19 protein-coding genes, 3 tRNA genes and 1 pseudogene are annotated in these 20,094 nt (G+C 61.1%); 1 reads left to right on the top strand and 22 read right to left on the bottom strand.

Annotation, left to right across the window (positions count from 1 at the left end; genetic code table 11):
- Position 1: 1 nt before the first annotated feature.
- From HJB89_RS10300 to HJB89_RS10195, 22 genes and pseudogenes are all read right to left on the bottom strand, one after another.
- Positions 2 to 1,672, bottom strand: coding sequence for a ribonuclease J (locus HJB89_RS10300; protein WP_207583797.1), 1,671 nt, complete (start codon positions 1,670 to 1,672; stop codon positions 2 to 4).
- Between the two features lie 17 nt (positions 1,673 to 1,689).
- Positions 1,690 to 2,454: a biotin--[acetyl-CoA-carboxylase] ligase gene (locus HJB89_RS10295; RefSeq protein ID WP_207583796.1), complete on the bottom strand. Its 765-nt coding sequence runs from the start codon at positions 2,452 to 2,454 to the stop codon at positions 1,690 to 1,692.
- Positions 2,454 to 3,899 carry an NADH-quinone oxidoreductase subunit NuoN gene (gene nuoN, locus HJB89_RS10290; RefSeq protein ID WP_221149687.1) on the bottom strand — a complete coding sequence of 482 codons (1,446 nt, stop codon included), beginning with the start codon at positions 3,897 to 3,899 and terminating at the stop codon, positions 2,454 to 2,456. Before nuoN ends, HJB89_RS10295 begins: the two co-directional genes overlap by 1 nt.
- Positions 3,900 to 3,917: 18 nt before the next feature.
- Positions 3,918 to 5,429 carry an NADH-quinone oxidoreductase subunit M gene (locus HJB89_RS10285; RefSeq protein ID WP_221131542.1) on the bottom strand — a complete coding sequence of 504 codons (1,512 nt, stop codon included), beginning with the start codon at positions 5,427 to 5,429 and terminating at the stop codon, positions 3,918 to 3,920.
- Complete coding sequence (gene nuoL / locus HJB89_RS10280; protein WP_207583793.1) at positions 5,429 to 7,429, bottom strand: NADH-quinone oxidoreductase subunit L; 2,001 nt, start codon at positions 7,427 to 7,429, stop codon at positions 5,429 to 5,431. The genes HJB89_RS10285 and nuoL overlap by 1 nt, the downstream gene beginning before the upstream one ends.
- A 7-nt stretch (positions 7,430 to 7,436) precedes the next feature.
- Positions 7,437 to 7,745, bottom strand: a complete 309-nt coding sequence (gene nuoK / locus HJB89_RS10275) for an NADH-quinone oxidoreductase subunit NuoK (protein ID WP_003547388.1) — start codon at positions 7,743 to 7,745, stop codon at positions 7,437 to 7,439.
- Between the two features lie 22 nt (positions 7,746 to 7,767).
- Complete coding sequence (locus tag HJB89_RS10270; protein WP_207583792.1) at positions 7,768 to 8,382, bottom strand: NADH-quinone oxidoreductase subunit J; 615 nt, start codon at positions 8,380 to 8,382, stop codon at positions 7,768 to 7,770.
- Between the two features lie 143 nt (positions 8,383 to 8,525).
- Positions 8,526 to 9,017 (bottom strand): NADH-quinone oxidoreductase subunit NuoI, encoded by a 492-nt coding sequence (gene nuoI / locus HJB89_RS10265; protein WP_164008961.1) that lies wholly within the window; start codon positions 9,015 to 9,017, stop codon positions 8,526 to 8,528.
- A 40-nt stretch (positions 9,018 to 9,057) separates the two neighbouring features.
- A complete protein-coding gene (nuoH, locus tag HJB89_RS10260; RefSeq protein WP_207583791.1) occupies positions 9,058 to 10,101 on the bottom strand; it encodes an NADH-quinone oxidoreductase subunit NuoH in 1,044 nt (347 codons plus the stop codon).
- A gap of 12 nt (positions 10,102 to 10,113) precedes the next feature.
- Positions 10,114 to 12,195, bottom strand: coding sequence for an NADH-quinone oxidoreductase subunit NuoG (gene nuoG, locus HJB89_RS10255; RefSeq protein ID WP_221149685.1), 2,082 nt, complete (start codon positions 12,193 to 12,195; stop codon positions 10,114 to 10,116).
- A 223-nt stretch (positions 12,196 to 12,418) separates the two neighbouring features.
- Positions 12,419 to 13,117 (bottom strand): 5' DNA nuclease, encoded by a 699-nt coding sequence (locus HJB89_RS10250; protein ID WP_221115189.1) that lies wholly within the window; start codon positions 13,115 to 13,117, stop codon positions 12,419 to 12,421.
- Between the two features lie 2 nt (positions 13,118 to 13,119).
- Positions 13,120 to 14,424 carry an NADH-quinone oxidoreductase subunit NuoF gene (gene nuoF, locus HJB89_RS10245; protein WP_003573907.1) on the bottom strand — a complete coding sequence of 435 codons (1,305 nt, stop codon included), beginning with the start codon at positions 14,422 to 14,424 and terminating at the stop codon, positions 13,120 to 13,122.
- Positions 14,425 to 14,435: 11 nt separating this feature from the next.
- Positions 14,436 to 15,605: an NADH-quinone oxidoreductase subunit E gene (locus tag HJB89_RS10240; protein ID WP_207583788.1), complete on the bottom strand. Its 1,170-nt coding sequence runs from the start codon at positions 15,603 to 15,605 to the stop codon at positions 14,436 to 14,438.
- 16 nt (positions 15,606 to 15,621) lie between these two features.
- Positions 15,622 to 15,894, bottom strand: a complete 273-nt coding sequence (locus tag HJB89_RS10235) for a hypothetical protein (protein ID WP_007626190.1) — start codon at positions 15,892 to 15,894, stop codon at positions 15,622 to 15,624.
- Positions 15,894 to 17,084: an NADH-quinone oxidoreductase subunit D gene (locus HJB89_RS10230; protein WP_207583787.1), complete on the bottom strand. Its 1,191-nt coding sequence runs from the start codon at positions 17,082 to 17,084 to the stop codon at positions 15,894 to 15,896. Before HJB89_RS10230 ends, HJB89_RS10235 begins: the two co-directional genes overlap by 1 nt.
- A 148-nt stretch (positions 17,085 to 17,232) precedes the next feature.
- Positions 17,233 to 17,352, bottom strand: a pseudogene (locus HJB89_RS33180) (four helix bundle protein); the annotation flags it as partial.
- 55 nt (positions 17,353 to 17,407) lie between these two features.
- Complete coding sequence (locus HJB89_RS10220; protein ID WP_207583786.1) at positions 17,408 to 18,010, bottom strand: NADH-quinone oxidoreductase subunit C; 603 nt, start codon at positions 18,008 to 18,010, stop codon at positions 17,408 to 17,410.
- Positions 18,011 to 18,028: 18 nt separating this feature from the next.
- Positions 18,029 to 18,613 carry an NADH-quinone oxidoreductase subunit B family protein gene (locus tag HJB89_RS10215; protein WP_003578567.1) on the bottom strand — a complete coding sequence of 195 codons (585 nt, stop codon included), beginning with the start codon at positions 18,611 to 18,613 and terminating at the stop codon, positions 18,029 to 18,031.
- Positions 18,604 to 18,969 (bottom strand): NADH-quinone oxidoreductase subunit A, encoded by a 366-nt coding sequence (locus tag HJB89_RS10210; protein WP_007626195.1) that lies wholly within the window; start codon positions 18,967 to 18,969, stop codon positions 18,604 to 18,606. The genes HJB89_RS10215 and HJB89_RS10210 overlap by 10 nt, the downstream gene beginning before the upstream one ends.
- Before the next feature lie 247 nt (positions 18,970 to 19,216).
- A tRNA-Asp gene (locus tag HJB89_RS10205) sits at positions 19,217 to 19,293 on the bottom strand.
- A gap of 83 nt (positions 19,294 to 19,376) precedes the next feature.
- Positions 19,377 to 19,453 (bottom strand) — tRNA-Asp (locus HJB89_RS10200).
- Between the two features lie 93 nt (positions 19,454 to 19,546).
- Positions 19,547 to 19,708, bottom strand: coding sequence for a hypothetical protein (locus tag HJB89_RS10195; protein ID WP_221149684.1), 162 nt, complete (start codon positions 19,706 to 19,708; stop codon positions 19,547 to 19,549).
- Between the two features lie 146 nt (positions 19,709 to 19,854).
- Between HJB89_RS10195 and HJB89_RS10190 the strand changes: the two genes are divergently transcribed.
- Positions 19,855 to 19,930: transfer RNA gene (locus tag HJB89_RS10190), tRNA-Val, on the top strand.
- The last annotated feature ends 164 nt before the right edge of the window (positions 19,931 to 20,094 follow it).

Genomic DNA, 20,094 nt, shown 5'->3' with positions numbered 1-20,094 from the left:
GTCAGACCTTGGTGACGAAGGCGGTGACGACCGGCTTCTTGCCCCAGACCTGGTTCGCGGCCGAGCGGATGGCCCGGCGCACGGCCTCCTGCAGCATGTCGATATCCTTGCGACGGGCGCGCGGAATGCTTTCGATGGCGCTGATCGCCGCTTCGAAGAGCGTATCTTCCATCTCCTCGCCCTCGACGTCGTAGACCGGCAGGCCGATCGAAACGAGATCGGGATCACCGACGATGTCATAGCGGGCGTCGAGCACGACGCTGACCGCGACATGACCGACATAGGAAAGCTTCTTGCGCTCGCCGATCCCCATCTCGTCGAAATCGCCGATCAGCGTACCGTCCTTGTAGATGCGGCCATGTGGCGCCTGGCCGATCACCTCGGCGGGACCGGGCGCCAGCCGCAGAATATCGCCGTTGCGCACGCGCGGCACCAGGGCGATGCCGGATTGCTCGGCAAGCTCCTTGTGCGCCGTCAGATGCGTCGCCTCGCCATGCACCGGCACGACGATCTTCGGCCGCGTCCACTCGTACATCCGTTGCAACTCGTTGCGGCGGGGATGGCCGGAGACGTGAACCAGCGCCTCGGTATCGGTGATGATGTGCACACCCTGCTCGACGAGGCCGTTCTTGATGTCCTGGATCGCCTTCTCGTTGCCGGGAATGGAGCGCGAGGAAAACACGACGATATCGCCGGCCGCAAATGCCACATTGCGCATCTCGTCGCGGGAAAGCTTGGCAAGCGCTGCCCGCGCCTCGCCCTGGCTGCCGGTCAGAATGACGACGACCTTGTCGCGCGGGATGTAGCCGTATTCGTCCTCGGAGATGAAAGGCTTCACGCCCTCCATCAGGCCGATATCCTGGGCAACGTCGACGACCCGCTTCAGCGAGCTGCCGAGCAGCAGCACTTCGCGACCTGCCGCCTCGGCAGCCTCGGCAACAGTGCGGATGCGCCCGACATTCGACGAGAAGGTGGTGATCGCCACCCGCCCTTCGGCATTCTCGATGATCTTGCGCAGGCTTTCCGACACATCCTTTTCGGAGGGCGAAACGCCGTCGCGTAGCGCGTTGGTGGAATCGCACATCAGCGCCAGAACGCCCTCGTCGCCGAGCTGACGGAACCGCGTCTCATCGGTCAGAGGGCCGAGCGAAGGCTCGTGGTCGATCTTCCAGTCGCCGGTATGGATGACATTGCCGACTGGCGTGCGGATCATCAGCGACATCGGCTCGGGGATCGAATGGTTGACGGCCACACCTTCGATGCTGAAGGGGCCGACATTGATGGTGTCGCCTGCCTTGAACGGCGTCACCGGCACTTCGCCGATCCTGGCCTTTTCGAAATTGCGCTTGGCTTCGAGCAGACCAGCGGTAAAGCCCGAGGCATAGACAGGCACGTTGAGCCCGGGCCAGAGATCGGCGAGCGCGCCATAATGATCTTCATGGGCATGGGTGATGATGATCGCCTTGAGGTTTTTGCGTTCACTGGCGAGGAAACGGATATCGGGCAGGACGAGGTCGACGCCCGGCAGGTCGGGGCCGGGAAAGGTAACGCCGCAATCGACCATGATCCATTGGCGATGCTCGGGCGGGCCGTAGCCATAAAGAGCGAGATTCATGCCGATCTCGCCAACGCCGCCCAGAGGCAGGAATACCAACTCGTCCTGTTTCGCCATAATTTTCGTTTTTTCCGCTATCTAAAAAACACATCACCGGCAGCAATGGGCATCATCCTGCCAGTGCCGGTATCGAGCATCAACAAGCCATTATCATCAATTCCGGCGAATTGTCCGGAAATCGATCGGTCCGGCAAATTCACCGTGATCTTTTCGCCGATGCCGCAGGCGATGGTGCGCCAACGCGCCGTGATCTCGCCGACGCCGCGGCCCTGGTCCCATTGATCAAGCACCTCCGCCATCGCCGCGAAGAGATGGGCGAAAAGCTCCTCCGGCGAGGCCGCACTTGCGTGCTGACGCAGGCAGGTGACGGGGTAGAGCGGATTGTCCGGCATTACCGAGACGTTGATGCCGATGCCGACGATCAGCGCGTAGCGACCATCCGGGAGCCCCTCGCCTTCGACGAGAATGCCGCAAGTCTTCTTTCGGCCGATGAGGATGTCGTTCGGCCATTTGATCTCGAGCGGCTCGGCGCCCGGCGGCAGCACCTGACGGATCGCCTGGTGCACGGCAACGGCAACGGCAAGCGGCAAAGAGCTCAGGCGCTCCATTGGCGCCGGGTCGATCAGCAGAAGAGAGGCGTAGAGATTGCCGCTTTCGGAAACCCAAAGCCTGCCGCGGCGGCCGCGGCCGCCGGTCTGCCGTTCGGCCGTCACCCAGAGATTGCCGCCATCACCCGCCCGAGCCCGGGCGAGGCATTCGCTGTTGGTGGACGATGTTTCCGACAGAGCCTCGTGCCTGAAATCGCCGAGCGATATCCGGCGCCGTCCGTCGGAAGTCATCAAAAGAGCGTCGCGGCGGCAAGCTCGGCCGCACCGCCGATCGGGCCGCCGATCAAGACATAGGCGGTGACGAATAGACCGGAGAGACCGAAGACCAGACGCAACGAACCGGAGACACGGGCGAATTCGCCGGTCGCCTCATCGAACCACATCAGCTTGATGACGCGCAGATAATAATAGGCGCCGACCACCGAGGCGAGAACGCCGATGATCGCGAGCGCATAAAGTTTGGCTTCGATGGCGGCGACGAAGACGAAGTACTTGGCGAAGAAGCCGGCGAGCGGCGGGATGCCGGCGAGCGAGAACATCAGCGCCGTCAGCACCACGGCCATAAACGGGCTGGTGGTGGAAAGGCCGGCGAGATCGTCGACGTTTTCGACGACGGTGCCATCCTTGCGGCGCATCGACATGATGATCGCAAAGGTGCCGAGCGTCATCACCATATAGATGACCATATACAGCATGACGCCGGTCACGCCGGTCTGGTTTCCGGCGGCAAGACCGACCAGCGCATAGCCCATGTGGCCGATCGACGAATAGGCCATCAGCCGCTTGATGTTCTTTTGGCCGATCGCGGCAAACGCGCCTAGCACCATCGAGGCGATCGAGATGAAGACGACGACCTGCTGCCAGTCTGCCAGAACCGGCTGGAAGGCCGTGATCACGATACGGGTCATCATCGCCATGGCGGCAACCTTGGGGGCTGCTGCGAGGAAGGCGGTGACCGGCGTCGGCGCGCCTTCATAAACATCGGGCGTCCACATATGGAAGGGAACGGCGGAGATCTTGAAGGCGATGCCGGCAAGGATGAAGACCAGGCCGAAGATCAGACCGAGCGAACGCGCACCCTCGACGGAAAGCGCTTGGGCGATCTCGGAGAAGTGGGTGTGGCCGGTGAAGCCGTAGACCAGCGACATGCCGTAGAGCAGCATGCCGGAGGAAAGCGCGCCGAGAACGAAATATTTCAGGCCGGCTTCGGTCGACTTCAGGCTGTCACGGTTGATCGCGGCGACGACATAGAGCGCCAGCGACTGCAGTTCCAGCGCGAGATAGAGCGAGATCAGGTCGTTGGCCGAGATCATCAGCAGGATGCCAAGGGTCGCAAGCACCAGCAGAACCGGGAACTCGAACTTGTCGAGCTGGTTTTCGCGTGCGTGGCCGATCGACATGAACATCGCGACCAGCGAACCGATGAGCGCCACCAGCTTCATGAAGCGGGAGAAGCCGTCGGCCATGTAGACGCCGCCATAGGCGAGGCCTTCAGCGGGCACGAAGAGCAGCCACAGGCCGGCGGCCAGCAACAGCACGATGGCGAGGCCGGTGACGACGAGGCCCGACCGCTCGCCTGAAAAGACGCCGACCATCAACAGGACAAGGGCGCCGACCGCGAGGATGAGCTCCGGCGCGGAAAGATGCAGACTGAGGAGAATTGTTTCAGCGGTCATGTCCGATAAGTCCCGTCATCAATTCATAGACAGCGCAATATTCTGCGCTGCGTGCACGGCGGCCGTGTAGTTGTTGACCAGCAGGTCCACCGAGGCGGCGGTCGCATCGAAGACCGGGGCCGGGTAAATGCCGAAGAAGATGGTCAGCGCGACCAGCGGGTAGAGGATCAGCTGCTCGCGTCTGGAAAGATCGAGCAGCGCCTTCAGCTTTTCCTTCTCCAGCGCGCCGAAGATCACCCGGCGATAAAGCCAGAGTGCATAGGCGGCCGAGAGGATGACGCCGGTGGCGGCAAACAGCGCGACCCAAGTGTTGACCCGGAAGACGCCGATCAGCGTCAGAAATTCGCCGACGAAGCCCGAAGTGCCGGGAAGTCCGACATTGGCCATGGTGAAGACCATCATCGCCACGGCATATTTCGGCATGTTGTTGACGAGACCGCCATAGGCGTTGATCTCGCGGGTGTGAGTGCGGTCGTAGACGACGCCGACGCAGAGGAAGAGCGCGCCGGAGACGATGCCGTGCGACAGCATCTGGAAGATCGAACCCTGAACGCCCTGCATGTTGGCGGCAAAGATGCCCATCGTCACGTAGCCCATGTGGGCCACCGAGGAATAGGCGATCAGCTTCTTGATATCGTCCTGCATCATCGCCACCAGCGAGGTATAGATGATCGCAATGACCGACAGGGCGAAGACGAACGGCGCGAAATAGTCGGACGCGACCGGGAACATGCCGAGCGAGAAGCGGATCAAACCGTAGCCGCCGAGCTTCAACAGCACGCCGGCCAGGATCACCGAGCCTGCCGTCGGCGCCTGAACGTGGGCATCCGGAAGCCAGGTATGAACCGGCCACATCGGCATTTTCACCGCGAAGGAGGCAAAGAAGGCAAGCCATAACCAGGTCTGCAGCGCCGGCGGAAATTTATAAGCGAGCAGCGCGGTGATGTCGGTCGTGCCGGCCTGCCAGTACATCGCCATGATGGCGAGCAGCATCAGCACCGAGCCGAGCAGCGTATAGAGGAAGAACTTGTAGCTCGCGTAGACACGGTCCTTGCCACCCCAGACGCCGATGATCAGGAACATCGGAATGAGGCCCGCCTCGAAGAAGACGTAGAAGAGCACGATATCGAGCGAGACGAAAACACCGACCATCATCGTTTCGAGGATGAGGAAGGCGATCATATATTCCTTCAGGCGCTTCTCGATCGAGAGCCAGCTCGCCAGCACGCAGAAGGGCATGAGGAAGGTCGACAGGATGACGAACAGCATCGAGATGCCGTCGACGCCCAGATGGTAGCCGATGCCGGTGCCGAGCCAGTCATGCTTTTCGAGCATCTGGAAACCCGGATTGGCATTGTCGAAACCGGTCCAGATGAGAAGCGAGACGACGAAGGTGAAGACGGTGGTGATCAGCGAGATCCACAGCACGTTCTTCCGGCCGGTTTCGCTTTCGCCGTTCATCAATAGCAGGAGCACCACGCCGACGAGCGGCAGAAAGGTGACCGTTGAAAGAATAGGCCAATCGGTCATCAGAAGGAACTCCCGAGCATCATCCAGGTGACAAGCGCCGCAATGCCGATCAGCATGGCGAAGGCATAGTGGTAGAGGTAACCGGTCTGCAGGCGGACGACGCGGTCGGTGACGGCGACGACGCGGGCGGCAACGCCGTTCGGGCCATAGGTGTCGATGACGCCGACGTCACCCTTCTTCCACAGGAAGCGGCCGAGCGCCTTGGCCGTGCGGACGAAGAGGAAGTCGTAGAGTTCGTCGAAGTACCACTTGTTCAGCAGGAACTGGTAGAGAATGCGGTGCTGCCTGGCGAGGGTGCGCGGCGTCTGCGGCGAGCGGATATACATGTACCAGGCGAGGACGAAGCCGAGCAGCATGGCGATGAACGGGCTCAGGCCCACGAGCGCCGGCACGTGATGGAACTGTTCGACCAGTTCGTTCTCGGCCCCGGTAAACAGCGCGCCCTTCCAGAACGCGGCATATTCCTCGCCGTAGAACCGTCCTTCGAAGATCACGCCGGCAAACACCGCGCCGATCGCCAGAAGATAGAGCGGCACCAGCATGACCTGCGGCGATTCGTGGACATGGTGCATGACCTCGTGCGAAGCGCGCGGCTTGCCGAAGAAGGTCATGAAGATCAGGCGCCAGGAATAGAAGCTGGTGAAGAGAGCCGCGATGACCAGCAGCGAAAAGGCAAAGCCTGCGACCGGCGAATGCGAAGCATAGGTCGCCTCGATGATCACGTCCTTGGAGAAGAAGCCGGCAAAGCCGATCGGCGTGAACGGAATGCCGACGCCGGTGATCGCCAGCGTGCCGATGATCATCAGGATGCCGGTAACTTTGATATGCGGATACAGGCCGCCCATGTAACGCATGTCCTGCTCACCATCGACGGAATGGATGACCGAGCCGGCGCAGAGGAAGAGCAGCGCTTTGAAGAAGGCATGCGTGAACAGATGGAAGATCGCCGCGCCGTAGGCCCCTACCCCGAGCGCCACGAACATGTAGCCGAGCTGCGAACAGGTGGAATAGGCGATGACGCGCTTGATGTCGTTCTGCACCAGGCCGACGGTTGCCGCGAAGAAGGCGGTGATCGCACCGATGACGGTGACGACGACCAGCGCATCCGGCGACAGTTCGAAGAGCGGCGACATGCGGGCGACGAGAAAGACGCCGGCAGTGACCATGGTGGCGGCATGGATGAGGGCCGAGACCGGGGTCGGGCCTTCCATGGCGTCGGGCAGCCAGGTGTGCAGCAGGAACTGCGCCGACTTGCCCATCGCGCCCATGAACAGCAGCAGGCAGATGCCGGTCAGCGCATGCGCCTTGTCGAGTTGCATGCCGAAGAGGTTGAGGATCACTTCGCTCGCCTCGCCGCCGCCTTCATGCGGGGCGAAGTTCGAGGCATTGGCGAAGATCGTGTCGAGATTGATCGAACCGAACAGCACGAAGACGCCGGCAATGCCGAGCACGAAGCCGAAGTCGCCGACGCGGTTGACGATGAAGGCCTTCATCGCCGCAGCCGTTGCCGACGGCTTCTTGAACCAGAAGCCGATCAGCAGGTAGGAGGCGAGACCGACGCCTTCCCAGCCGAAGAACATCTGGGCAAGGTTATCGGCGGTCACCAGCATCAGCATGGCGAAGGTGAAAAGCGAGAGATAGGCGAAGAAGCGCGGGCGATGCGGATCGGTATGCATGTAGCCGATCGAATAGACGTGAACCAGCGTCGAGACCGTGTTGACGACGATCAGCATGACGGAGGTCAGCGTATCCACGCGCAGCGACCAGGAGACGTCGATGCCGCCGGACTGGATCCAGCGCAGCACCTCGACCTTGATCGGGCCGCCTTCAGGATGCCCCATGGCGACGGTGAAGAACACCACCCAGGACAGGATGGCGGCGATGATCATCAGGCCGCTGGTGACATATTCCGAAGCCTTGGCGCCGATGGCGCGGCCGAAAAGGCCGGCGACGATCGCGCCGATCAAGGGAAGAAAGACGATAGCCTTATAGAGGAACATGAGCCACTCAGCCCTTCATCATATTGACGTCTTCGACCGCGATCGAGCCGCGGTTGCGGTAGAAGACAACGAGAATTGCAAGACCGATCGCCGCTTCGGCAGCCGCGACCGTCAGGATGAACAGCGCGAAGACCTGGCCGACGATGTCGTTCAGGAAGGAGGAAAAGGCGACCATGTTGATGTTGACAGCAAGCAGGATCAGCTCGATCGACATCAGGATGACGATGACGTTCTTCCGGTTCAGGAAGATGCCGAAGACGCCGAGCGTGAAGAGGATGGCGCTGACCGTCAGGTAGTGGGAAAGTCCGATGACCATGTTCTTTGTTCCTTGACCTGCCTTAAACGCCCTGCCCGGGCTTGACCGAAACCACCTCGACGGCGGTGGCGGGCGTGCGGGCAACCTGCCTGGGAATATTCTGCCGCTTGATGTTGGTGCGGTGCCTCAGCGTCAGCACGATCGCGCCGATCATGGCGACCAGCAGCACCAGACCGGCGATCTGGAAGAAATAGACGTAGTTGGTGTAGAGCACGTCGCCGAGGGCAGCCGTATTGGTGCGTTCCGTCAGCGCCGGGATCGGCATGGCGACCGTCTTGGCGATCTCGGGCGAGATGACGCTGCCGCCAATGACGACGATCAGCTCGGCCGCGAGGATCACCCCGATCAGCCCGCCGATCGGCGCATATTCGAGAACGCCGGCCCTCAGTTCGGTGAAGTCGATATCGAGCATCATCACCACGAAGAGGAAGAGCACGGCAACGGCGCCGACATAGACGACGAGCAGGATCATCGCCAGGAATTCGGCACCGAGCAGCAGGAAGAGGCCGGCCGCATTGAAGAACACCAGGATCAGGAACAGAACCGAGTGAACCGGGTTCTTCGCCCAGATGACCATGAACGCCGACGCCACCGCGACAAAGGCGAAAAGGTAGAAAAATAGAGCCTGCAGACCCATGTTGGTGCCTTTTTCATCTTCCCCCCGGGCAGCCGGGAGTTTTTCTGCCCGATAGAGTTTTGCGCGGCTGACCGGCAAAGCTCCTGTGCATATTGACCGCGACCGAAGCAGCTAAGCTCCCTTACGGCATTTCAAAAACTCGATCAGCGGTACGGCGAGTCGATCGCGATGTTGCGGGCGATTTCGCGCTCCCACCGGTCTCCGTTATCCAGAAGCCGCGACTTGTCAAAATAAAGCTCTTCGCGGGTTTCCGTCGCGAATTCGAAATTCGGGCCTTCGACGATGGCGTCGACCGGGCAGGCTTCCTGGCAGAAGCCGCAATAGATGCACTTCACCATGTCGATGTCGTAACGCACCGTGCGGCGGGTGCCGTCATTGCGGCGGGGACCGGCTTCGATGGTGATCGCTTGGGCAGGACAGATCGCCTCGCAGAGCTTGCAGGCGATGCAGCGCTCTTCGCCGTTCGGATAACGGCGCAGCGCATGCTCGCCGCGAAAGCGCGGGGAGACCGGGCCCTTTTCGAAGGGATAATTGATCGTCGCCTTCTGGCGGAAGAAGTAACGCATCGACAGAAAGAACGCGCCGACGAATTCCTTGAGAAACAGCGAGCTGATGGAGCCGGACAAGCTTGCCATCTTCAACCTCCAATATTGCCGGAAACGAGAGCTGACATTATCATGCCCAACCCATCAGTTTCAGCACGAATGCAACGATGACGACCATGGCGAGCGACAGCGGCAGGAAGACCTTCCAACCGAGGCGCATGAGCTGGTCATAGCGGTAGCGCGGGACGAAAGCCTTGACCATCGCGAACATGAAGAACACGAAGCAGGCCTTCAGCATGAACCAGATGATGCCCGGAACCCAGTTGAGGATCCAGATGTCGACCGGGGGCAACCAGCCGCCGAGGAAGAGGATCGTCGTCAGCGAGCACATCAGGCAGACGGCCGCGTATTCGCCGAGCATGAACATCATGTATGGCGACGAGCCGTATTCGACCATGAAGCCGGCAACGAGTTCCGATTCGGCTTCCGGAAGGTCGAAGGGCGGACGGTTCGTCTCGGCAAGTGCTGAAATGAAGAAGATGATGAACATCGGGAAAAGCGACAGCCAGTGCCAGTCGAGGAACGACGACGGCAGGCCGAGCATGGTGCCGAGGCCGGTATGCTGCGCATTGACGATGTCGGTCAGGTTCAGCGAGCCGACGCAGAGCAGCACGGTGACGATGACGAAGCCGATCGAGACTTCATAGGACACCATTTGTGCCGCCGAGCGCAGGGCGCCGAGGAACGGATACTTCGAGTTCGAAGCCCAGCCGCCCATGATGATGCCGTAGACCTCGAGCGAGGAGATCGCGAAGATATAGAGGATGCCGACATTGATGTTGGCGATCACCCAGCCATCAGCCAACGGCACCACCGCCCAGGTGGCAAGCGCCAGAAGCACGGTCACCAGCGGGGCGAGCAGGAATACCACCTTGTTGGCGCCAGCCGGAATGACCGGCTCCTTGAAGACGAACTTCAGAAGGTCGGCGAAGGACTGGAAGAGGCCGAAGGGGCCGACGACGTTCGGGCCGCGGCGCAGCTGCACGGCCGCCCAGATCTTGCGGTCGGCGAGCAGCACATAGGCGACGAAGATAAGCAGGCAGACGAGAAGCAGCAGCGACTGACCGATCATGATGATCGCCGGCCAGACATAGGTCGAAAAGAAAGAATCCATAGTCCCCTGCCCTTACTCTGCCGCGACTTTGAAGTTGTTGCGGGCCAATGCCGAGCACTCCGCCATGACAGCCGAGGCACGCGCTATCGGGTTCGTCAAATAGAAGTCTTTCACCGGCGACGCAAACCCGGATTTGTTCATCTTGCCGGCTTTTTTCGCAACTGCGGCAATTTGGGCGCTATCGGTTTCGGCGATCTCGTCAATGGCGGCGAAATGCGGGAAAGCGGCATAGAGCCGGACGCGCAATTCGCTGAGCGAATCGAAGGGAAGCTTCTTGCCGAGCACGTCGGAAAGGGCACGGATGATCGCCCAGTCTTCGCGGGCATCGCCCGGTGCAAAGCCTGCACGATTGCCCATCTGGACGCGGCCTTCGGTGTTGACCCAGGTGCCGGACTTTTCGGTATAGGCTGCGGCCGGCAGGATGACGTCGGCATGATGCGCGCCGTTATCGCCATGCGAGCCGATATAGACGGTGAGCTTGGCCTTCTTGGCGGTGAAGTCGAGTTCGTCGGCGCCGAGCAGGAAGAGCACATCCATCGCCGTCAGCATTTCGGCGGCATTGACGCCCTTGGAACCCGGCACGAAACCGAGGTCGAGGCCGCCGACACGGGAGGCGGCCGTATGGAGGACGGCAAAGCCATTCCAGCCTTCAACGACCGCGCCGACCGAACCGGCAAGCTTGGCGGCACTGGCGAGTACGCCGGCGCCATCGGTGCGTGACAGCGCGCCCTGGCCGATGATGATCATCGGCTTGGCGGCGTTCTTCAGGACCTCGGCAAAGGCGTGACCGCCGTCGACCAGATCCTTCAGCGTGTCCGGACCACCGCCGAGATAGTCATAGGTGTAGCGCAATTCGCTCGGCTCGCCGATCACGCCGATCGGGAACTTGCCGCGGCGCCAGCGCTTGCGGATGCGGGTATTGAGGATTGCCGCCTCGAAGCGCGGATTGGCGCCGATGATCAGCAGCGCGTCGGCCTGGTCGATGCCCGAGATGGTCGGGTTGAAGAGATAGCTTGCGCGGCCGAGCGACGGATCGAGCGCCGCCCCATCCTGGCGACAGTCGAGATTGGTTGAGCCGAGCGACTTCACCAGTTCGGAAAGCGCATACATTTCCTCGACGGAAGCAAGATCGCCGGCGATTGCGCCGATCTTGTCGCCGGAGGTGGCGGCAACGCCAGCCTTGATGGCGCCGAAGGCTTCTGCCCAGCTGGCAGGCTGCAGGCGGCCGTCGCGGCGGACATAGGGCCGGTCGAGGCGCTGGGTCTTCAGGCCGTCCCAGATGAAGCGGCTCTTGTCGGAGATCCACTCTTCATTGATCGCCTCGTTGACTCGCGGCAGGACGCGCATGACTTCGCGGCCACGGGTATCGACGCGGATCGCCGAACCGACGGCATCCATGACGTCGATCGATTCGGTCTTGTTCAATTCCCAGGGGCGCGCGGTGAAGGCGAAGGGCTTGGAGGTGAGTGCACCGACCGGGCAAAGGTCGACGACGTTGCCCTGCAGCTCGGAGGTCATCGCCTGTTCGAGATAGGTGGTGATCTCGGCATCCTCGCCCCGGCCGATCAGGCCGAGTTCGGAAATGCCGGCGACCTCGGTGGTGAAGCGGACGCAGCGCGTGCAATGGATGCAGCGGTTCATCACCGTCTTGACCAGCGGGCCGATATACTTGTCTTCGACGGCGCGCTTGTCTTCCTGGTAACGCGAAGTGTCGATGCCGAAGGCCATCGCCTGGTCCTGCAGATCGCATTCGCCGCCCTGGTCGCAGATCGGGCAATCAAGCGGATGGTTGATCAGCAGGAATTCCATCACACCTTCGCGGGCCTTCTTGACCATCGGGGTGTTGGTGAAGACCTCGGCCAGTTCGCCGTTCGGGCCGCCGCGGATGTCGCGCACGCTCATGGCGCAGGAAGCCTGGGGCTTCGGCGGGCCGCCCTTCACCTCGACAAGGCACATGCGGCAATTGCCGGCAACCGACAGCCGCTCATGGAAGCAGAAGCGCGGAACTTCGGCCCCGGCATCCTCGCACGCCTGCAACAGCGTGTAGTGATCCGGAACCTCGATTTCGTTGCCGTCAATCTTCAGTTTTGCCATCGTCGCTCAGTCCTGTTTCCCGTTTGCCTGATGACGGCAAACAAACCTATTTTTGCAACACTCTCATTGCCAAGCCGGATCTTTCGTCCTGCCGACATTTGATGTCGCCCAAATTCTCTGTCGCGCGTTCCAGGTCCGGAACCCGCACCGGCATCTGCGGCGTGGGGCCCCCGCCCGTCCGCCGATCTGCCCATATTTCCGGCCGATTGCACGGCCGGACAGTTCATTTCCTTCGGCGCGCCCGCCCTGCCAGAACTTTTGCCTGGCCGATCCAGTCGTCACGGTCGATGCGGCCGTTGACGCCAAGCTCGGCGTCGAGCCGGGCGATGTCCTCGGTGCTCCAGGCAGCAATCTCGGCGAAGCTGCGAATGCCCCTGTCGTTCAGCACCTGCTCCAGCTTCGGGCCGATGCCGGCGATCAGCTTCAGATCGTCGACCTTTTTCGCCCGCTGGGCCGGTTTTGCCTTCACAGCCGGCTGGCTGGCAGGGACCGGTTCGCTGACCGGTGTTACAACAGTCAGTTTCGGCCTTGTCTTCTTCTCGACATCAGGCTTGGTCTCCGCCGCCGGCTTGTTCGCGGCCACCGGCTTGACCACAGCCTTGACCTCAGGGCGGATATTCTCCGGCCGGATATCGACGGCGGGCATCGGCTCGTCCGGCGGCGTATCATCGAGCGCTGCCGCGACCTTGCCGGTCGTTTCCAGCGCGCTCTGGAAGGCGCCGAAAAAGGCGCCCGCCATCTGGGTCGAGAGACCGAAGCCGATCGCTGTTGCGGCGGCAAAGGCTGCGGCGGGATGCGCCATCAGCGGATGCATCGGCATTGCCCGCGCATTTTCCAGCATCTCGGCGGCAAGACGGCCGAAGCCGGCCGCGAAATCGGCGGCGTCTTCCTTCTTTCCACTCTTCGATGCGTTGTCCGCCATGATTATTCAGCCGCCTCCAGAACCGCGCCGTGATCAAGGGCGCTTGCCGTATACTGGTCGATGCGCTTTTCGATCTCGGGACGGAAGTTACGGATCAGACCCTGCACCGGCCATGCGGCGGCGTCGCCGAGCGCGCAGATGGTGTGGCCTTCGATCTGCTTGGTCACCTGGAACAGCATGTCGATCTCGCGCTTCTGGGCATTGCCCTTGGCCATGCGCTCCATCACCCGCCACATCCAGCCGGTGCCTTCGCGGCAAGGCGTGCACTGGCCGCAGCTCTCGTGTTTGAAGAAGGCGGAGATACGGGCGATCGCCTTGATCACGTCGGTGGATTTGTCCATGACGATCGCGGCGGCCGTGCCGAAGGAGGAGCCGACGCCGCGCAGGCCGTCGAAATCCATCGGGCAGTCGATGATGTCCTTGGCCGGAACGATCGGGCAGGATGCTCCGCCCGGAATGACGGCGAGCAGATTGTCCCAGCCGCCGCGGATGCCGCCGGCATGGCGGTCGACCAGTTCGCGGAAGGTGATGCCCATTTCCTCTTCGACCGTGCACGGCTTGTTGACGTGGCCGGAGAGCATGAACAGCTTGGTGCCGACATTGTTCGGACGGCCGATGGCCGAGAACCAGCCGGCACCGCGGCGCAGGATCGTCGGCGCAACGGCGATCGATTCGACGTTGTTGACCGTCGTCGGGCAACCGTAAAGGCCCATATTGGCCGGGAAAGGCGGCTTCAGGCGCGGCTGGCCCTTCTTGCCCTCGAGGCTTTCGAGGAGGGCTGTTTCCTCGCCGCAGATATAGGCGCCGGCGCCGTGATGGACGTAGATGTCCATGTCCCAGCCGAGCTTGTTGTTCTTGCCGAGCAGGCCATAATCATAACATTCGTCGATCGCCGCCTGCAGCGCTTCGCGCTCGCGGATATATTCGCCGCGCACATAGATGTAGGCCGCATTTGCGCCCATGGCGAAGCTGGCGATGACGCAGCCTTCGATCAGCGTATGCGGATCGTGACGCATGATGTCGCGGTCTTTGCAGGTACCGGGCTCCGATTCGTCGGCATTGACGACGAGGTAGTGCGGGCGACCGTCGCTTTCCTTCGGCATGAAGGACCATTTGAGACCCGTGGGGAATCCGGCGCCGCCGCGGCCGCGAAGGCCGGACGCCTTCATCTCGTTGATGATCCAATCGCGGCCCTTTTCGAGTATCTGCTTGGTGCCGTCCCAGTGGCCGCGGCTCATCGCGCCCTTCAGGGACTTGTCCTTGAGGCCGTAGATGTTGGTAAAGATGCGGTCTTTATCTTGTAACATGCTTCACCTCTTTACCGCGGCTTCTTGCCGAAGACCTTGATATATTCCGCTTCGCCGCCCTTGGCGAGCGCCTTGGCCTGCTTGACCCAGTCGTCACGCTCGATGCGGCCGCGGAAGTTCAGGTAGCCGTCGACCCATTCGCGCTCGGCCTTCTTCCAGCCCGCGACCTGCGAGAAGGTGAAGATGCCGATCTCGTTCAACGTCGCCTCGATCTTCGGGCCGACGCCCGAGATCATCTTCAGATCATCCGATGCGGCGGGCTTTTCGATGCCGGCCGGACGGTTCTTGTCGGTGAGCGCTGGCTTTGCCGCCGGGGCGGCTTCGGCCTTGACGGCGGGTGCCGGCGCCGGTTCGGCAGCCGCGGTGCCGGAAACCGGCTGCTGCTCGGCTGCCTTGGCATTCCTGGCAGCCGCCTTCGGCGCCGTTGCCGGCGTCTTCAGCGCGGCATTGGTCTCGGCATCGGTGCTCTTCGGGCGGGCGGCCTCGGAGGGCGGGATCGGAGCGGCGTCGACGACCGGAGCCGACACGCTTTCGGCATCGGCCTTCTTGGCGCGCGTCCTTGTCTTCGGCTCTGCCGTCGTCAGCGAGGTCAAGCCGCCTTCCGGCGCCGAAAATACCCGGTCGATCTGGGTGCCCGGCTTAATGCTCGCGCCATTGCCGGCGGCAAAGGTATCGATGATCTCTTCGAGGCGCGCCGGCGTCAGGTCTTCATAGGTGTCCTTGCCGATCATCACCATGGGGGCGTTGACGCAGGCGCCAAGACATTCGACCTCTTCCCAGGACAGTGTTCCCTCGGCATTGCGCTCGAAGGCATGGGCGTGGATCTTGCTCTTGCAGACCGACATCAGCGCTTCCGAGCCGCGTAGCATGCAGGGCGTCGTGCCGCAGACCTGGACGTGGGCGCGGGTGCCGACGGGATGCAGCTGGAACTGCGTATAGAAGGTCGCGACCTCGAGCACGCGGATATAGGCCATGTCGAGCATGTCGGCGATCTTTTCGATCGCCGCGCGCGTGACCCAGCCATCCTGCTCCTGCGCCCGCATCAACAGCGGGATGACCGCCGATTGCTGGCGGCCGGCGGGGTATTTCTGGATCGTCTTGTCCGCCCAGACCGCATTTTCATCGCTGAAAGCGAATGCGGCAGGCTGAAATTGATCTTCGGCTAATCGACGAACGGACATTCTTCCTCACGCCTTGTCAGTTTAGGGTTCCACACCGCGAAGCGGTCAAAGACTGCATTTCGCAGGCATAGGCCGACTGGTCTTTCTGCATAAACACTACGAATTTGCCGCCATTCGGAATGGCAGCCTTGATCTGATAGCCCTTGGACAAAAGATCGCCCATGGACGTTTGCGCCGCCGGCGGCGTCACTTCCTTACGACCCAGCGGCGTGCCGAGCGTATCGGTCTCCTGGGCCGAAACCCCGGATGCCGCAAGAAGAAGGGCGACGGCAAGCGGCAGACGCTGCATCAGCGGTCCACCTCGCCGAAGACGATGTCGAGCGAGCCGAGCACGGCCGCGACGTCGGCAAGCTGGTGGCCGCGGCACATGAAGTCCATCGCCTGCAGATGCGCATAACCCGGAGCGCGGATCTTGCAGCGATACGGCTTGTTGGAGCCGTCGGAGACGAGATAGACGCCGAACTCGCCCTTCGGCGCCTCGACGGCGGCGTAAACCTCGCCGGCCGGCACATGGTAGCCTTCGGTATAGAGCTTGAAGTGGTGGATCAGCGCTTCCATCGAGCGCTTCATCTCACCGCGCTTCGGCGGCACGACCTTGCCGTCGATCGACGAGAAAGGACCGGTCTTGGCATCCGACAGCAGGCGATTGACGCACTGCTTCATGATGCGGACCGATTCGCGCATCTCGATCATGCGGATCAGGTAGCGGTCATAATTATCGCCGTTCTTGCCAATCGGAATGTCGAATTCGAGATCGGAATAACATTCGTAAGGCTGGGCGCGACGCAGGTCCCAGGCAGCGCCCGAACCGCGCACCATGACGCCGGAGAAGCCCCAGGCCCAGCAATCCTCCAGCGAGACGACGCCGATATCGACGTTGCGCTGCTTGAAGATGCGGTTGCCGGTCAACAGATTGTCGATGTCGTCGAGCGCCTTCAGGAACGGGTCGCACCAGTCGCCGATATCCTGGACGAGCTGTTCCGGCAGGTCCTGATGAACGCCGCCCGGACGGATATATGCGGCATGCATGCGCGAGCCACTGGCGCGCTCATAAAACACCATCAGCTTTTCACGCTCTTCGAAGCCCCAGAGCGGCGGCGTCAGCGCGCCGACGTCCATGGCCTGCGTCGTGACGTTCAGCAGATGCGAGAGGATACGGCCGATTTCCGAATAGAGGACGCGAATCAGCTGGCCGCGGATCGGGATGTCGATGCCGAGCAGTTTTTCCACAGCCATCGCATAGGCATGTTCCTGGTTCATCGGCGCGACGTAATCGAGCCGATCGAAATAGGGCAAGGCCTGAAGATAGGTCTTGGTCTCGATCAGCTTCTCGGTGCCGCGGTGCAGCAGGCCGATATGCGGATCAACCCGCTCCACAATTTCGCCGTCAAGCTCCAGGACAAGACGAAGAACGCCATGCGCCGCCGGATGCTGCGGTCCGAAATTGATGTTGAAGTTGCGGACGTTATGTTCGGTCATGGCGATTAACTCGCTTAGAGTGAGTAGTGATTAGTGAGTAGTAGTTAGTTTTCATCCGCTCACTATTCGTCAGCTTTCCTGTGCTGAACGCTTCGGATAAGCGATCCCAGCATCTTTCCAATTTCGTCGCATCGGTCGAGCAATTCGTTCTAATCTGGCTGGTCATTCCATAGATCTCTTCCCGCGGGAAGGTTCTCGTCACCTCATAACAAACAACAGATCGCTCGATAGCAAATTGCCAGACTTTCAAATCACGATAGGAGCTGATTTTCCCGTTCGTCACCCAAATATCTGCCCACTACTCACTACCGACTAATCACCACTCACTGCTTGGCCTTCTCATCCCCAGGCAGCACGTATTCAGTACCTTCCCAGGGCGACATGAAGTCGAAGTTGCGGAATTCCTGCTTCAGTTCGACCGGCTCGTAAACGACGCGCTTTGCCGCATCGTCATAACGAACCTCGACGAAGCCGGTGGTCGGGAAGTCCTTGCGCAGCGGGTGGCCTTCGAAGCCGTAGTCGGTCAGGATGCGGCGCAGGTCCGGATGGCCGGTGAAGAGCACGCCGTACATGTCCCAAGTTTCGCGCTCGAACCAGTCGGCGCCGGGATGGACGCCGCAGGCCGAGGGAACCGGCGTATCTTCGTCGGTTGCCACCTTGACGCGGATGCGCAGGTTCTGCTTCGGCGACAGCAGGTGATAGACGACGTCGAAACGCAGCTCGCGCTGCGGCCAGTCGACACCGCAAATATCGATCAGGTTGACGAAACCGCATTTGGCGTCGTCACGCAGGAAGGTCAAAAGCGGGATCAGGTTTTCACCCGTTGCGGTCAGCGTCAGCTCGCCATACTTCATCTGCGATGCGGCGATCAGGTTACCGCGCGCTTCGCCAAGGTAGGACGCAAGCTCAGTCAGGGCTTCACTCATATGCCTTGTCCTTAACCCTTAGCGTTCGATCGTGCCGGTGCGCCGGATCTTCTTCTGCAGCAGAAGCACGCCGTAAAGCAGCGCCTCTGCCGTGGGGGGACAGCCCGGCACGTAGATGTCGATCGGCACGATGCGGTCGCAGCCGCGCACCACCGAGTAGGAATAGTGATAATAACCGCCGCCATTGGCGCAGGAGCCCATCGAGATGACGTAGCGCGGCTCGGGCATCTGGTCGTAAACTTTGCGCAGCGCCGGCGCCATCTTGTTGGTCAGCGTGCCGGCAACGATCATCACGTCGGACTGGCGTGGCGAAGCGCGCGGCGCAAAACCGAAGCGCTCGACGTCATAACGCGGCATCGACAGCTGCATCATTTCGACGGCGCAGCAGGCAAGGCCGAAGGTCATCCACATCAGCGAGCCGGTACGGGCCCAGTTGATCAGCTCGTCGGTCGAGGTGACGAGGAAACCCTTATCGGCAAGCTCATTGTTGATCTCGCCGAAAAATGCGTCGTTGCTGCCGATCGGCTTGCCGGTCGAGGGATCGATGATCCCTTTCGGCTGCTGGGCAACGAGCGGCTGATTGCTCACAGGGGCTACTCCCATTCCAGGGCTCCCTTCTTCCATTCATAGATAAAGCCGATGGTCAGCACGAAGAGAAAGACCATCATGGACCAGAAGCCGAACCAGCCGATGGCGCCGAAGGAAACGGCCCAGGGGAAGAGGAAAGCGACTTCAAGATCGAAGATGATGAAGAGGATCGACACGAGGTAGAAGCGAATGTCGAATTTCATACGGGCATCGTCGAACGCGTTGAAGCCGCATTCGTAAGCCGAGAGCTTTTCCGAATCAGGCGCTTTGAAAGCCACGGCGAACGGCGCAATAAGCAGCGCCAGGCCGATAACAAGCGCGATAGCGATGAAGATAGCGATCGGAATATAGGAACTGAGCAGTTCAGTCATCATGTTCATCCCTGCTTGCCGGAGGCGCCAGACGGCACATTTGGGCAAATGCCCGGCAAGCGAACGTGCGTTGCAACAAGCCGTGGTTAGCGCAGCCGAAGCCCCGGCGCAAGAGATTTACAGAGGCAATTCGACGCGTGGCGCGCGGACATTATCAAGCAGATGCAACGATGTCGCGACAAATCCGCCCAAGCCGTGTGAAGCTGCATGTCTGACCACTGGAAACTGCATGGCTTGGTGAAGAAAATGGCGCGAGTGACGGGGCTCGAACCCGCGACCTCCGGCGTGACAGGCCGGCACTCTAACCGACTGAGCTACACCCGCGCATTAATCGGCCATTTGCGGCCGCGAGGATGAAGAAAACCGGACAAACGACAAATCGCTTTGCGTTTTTACAAGACTTGAAATGGCGCGAGTGACGGGGCTCGAACCCGCGACCTCCGGCGTGACAGGCCGGCACTCTAACCAACTGAGCTACACCCGCAATTCATTTCAAGCAGTCCGGATGCCTTCGCACCCTTACCAAAACGGCTGCCCGTTTCGATGAGCGGCTAACTACGGGGTTCGCCATTTAGTGTCAAGCAGGTTTGGAGACAAAACCATGACAGCCGTTGAATTGTTTTGGCAAGGCCGCGCGGAATGAAGGAAAAGCCGTCAATTCCGTTTCCCGCTGCAGCACCGAGGCCGGATCGAAGCCGCCGGCACAGTCGAAGCCGACATGCCCATCCCCTTTATCCACAGCCTTGCCGCGCCCACCTGCCCCGCAAGGGACAGGAGCGCTGTCAAAAAAATCAAAAAATCTTCACAAACACTCTTGCGGTTTTGCCGCGATCCGCATAGATCACGGCCACCAACGCGGCAGGCCGATCCGGCTTCGTTTGCGATGGGCGATTAGCTCAGTTGGTAGAGCGCCTCGTTTACACCGAGGATGTCGGGAGTTCGAGTCTCTCATCGCCCACCATTTATTCTTCCCCTAAAGTGTCAAATAGCTGGTGTGATGTTGAGGCTTCGAAGGCAGACGCCCGCATGGCTTTGTCACCTATTTGGAATTCTAATCGGCCACTGATCCAGTGGAAGCGCCCAGCAGGGCCAGATGCGGCGCGCCGTCTAAAGCCAACGCTCCAC

Origin of the sequence: Rhizobium sp. NZLR8 (assembly GCF_019685025.1) — a bacterium.
Classification (GTDB): Bacteria; Pseudomonadota; Alphaproteobacteria; order Rhizobiales; family Rhizobiaceae; genus Rhizobium.
Note: the sequence above shows the minus strand (reverse complement) of the source record. Positions and strands in the feature narration are given on the sequence as shown.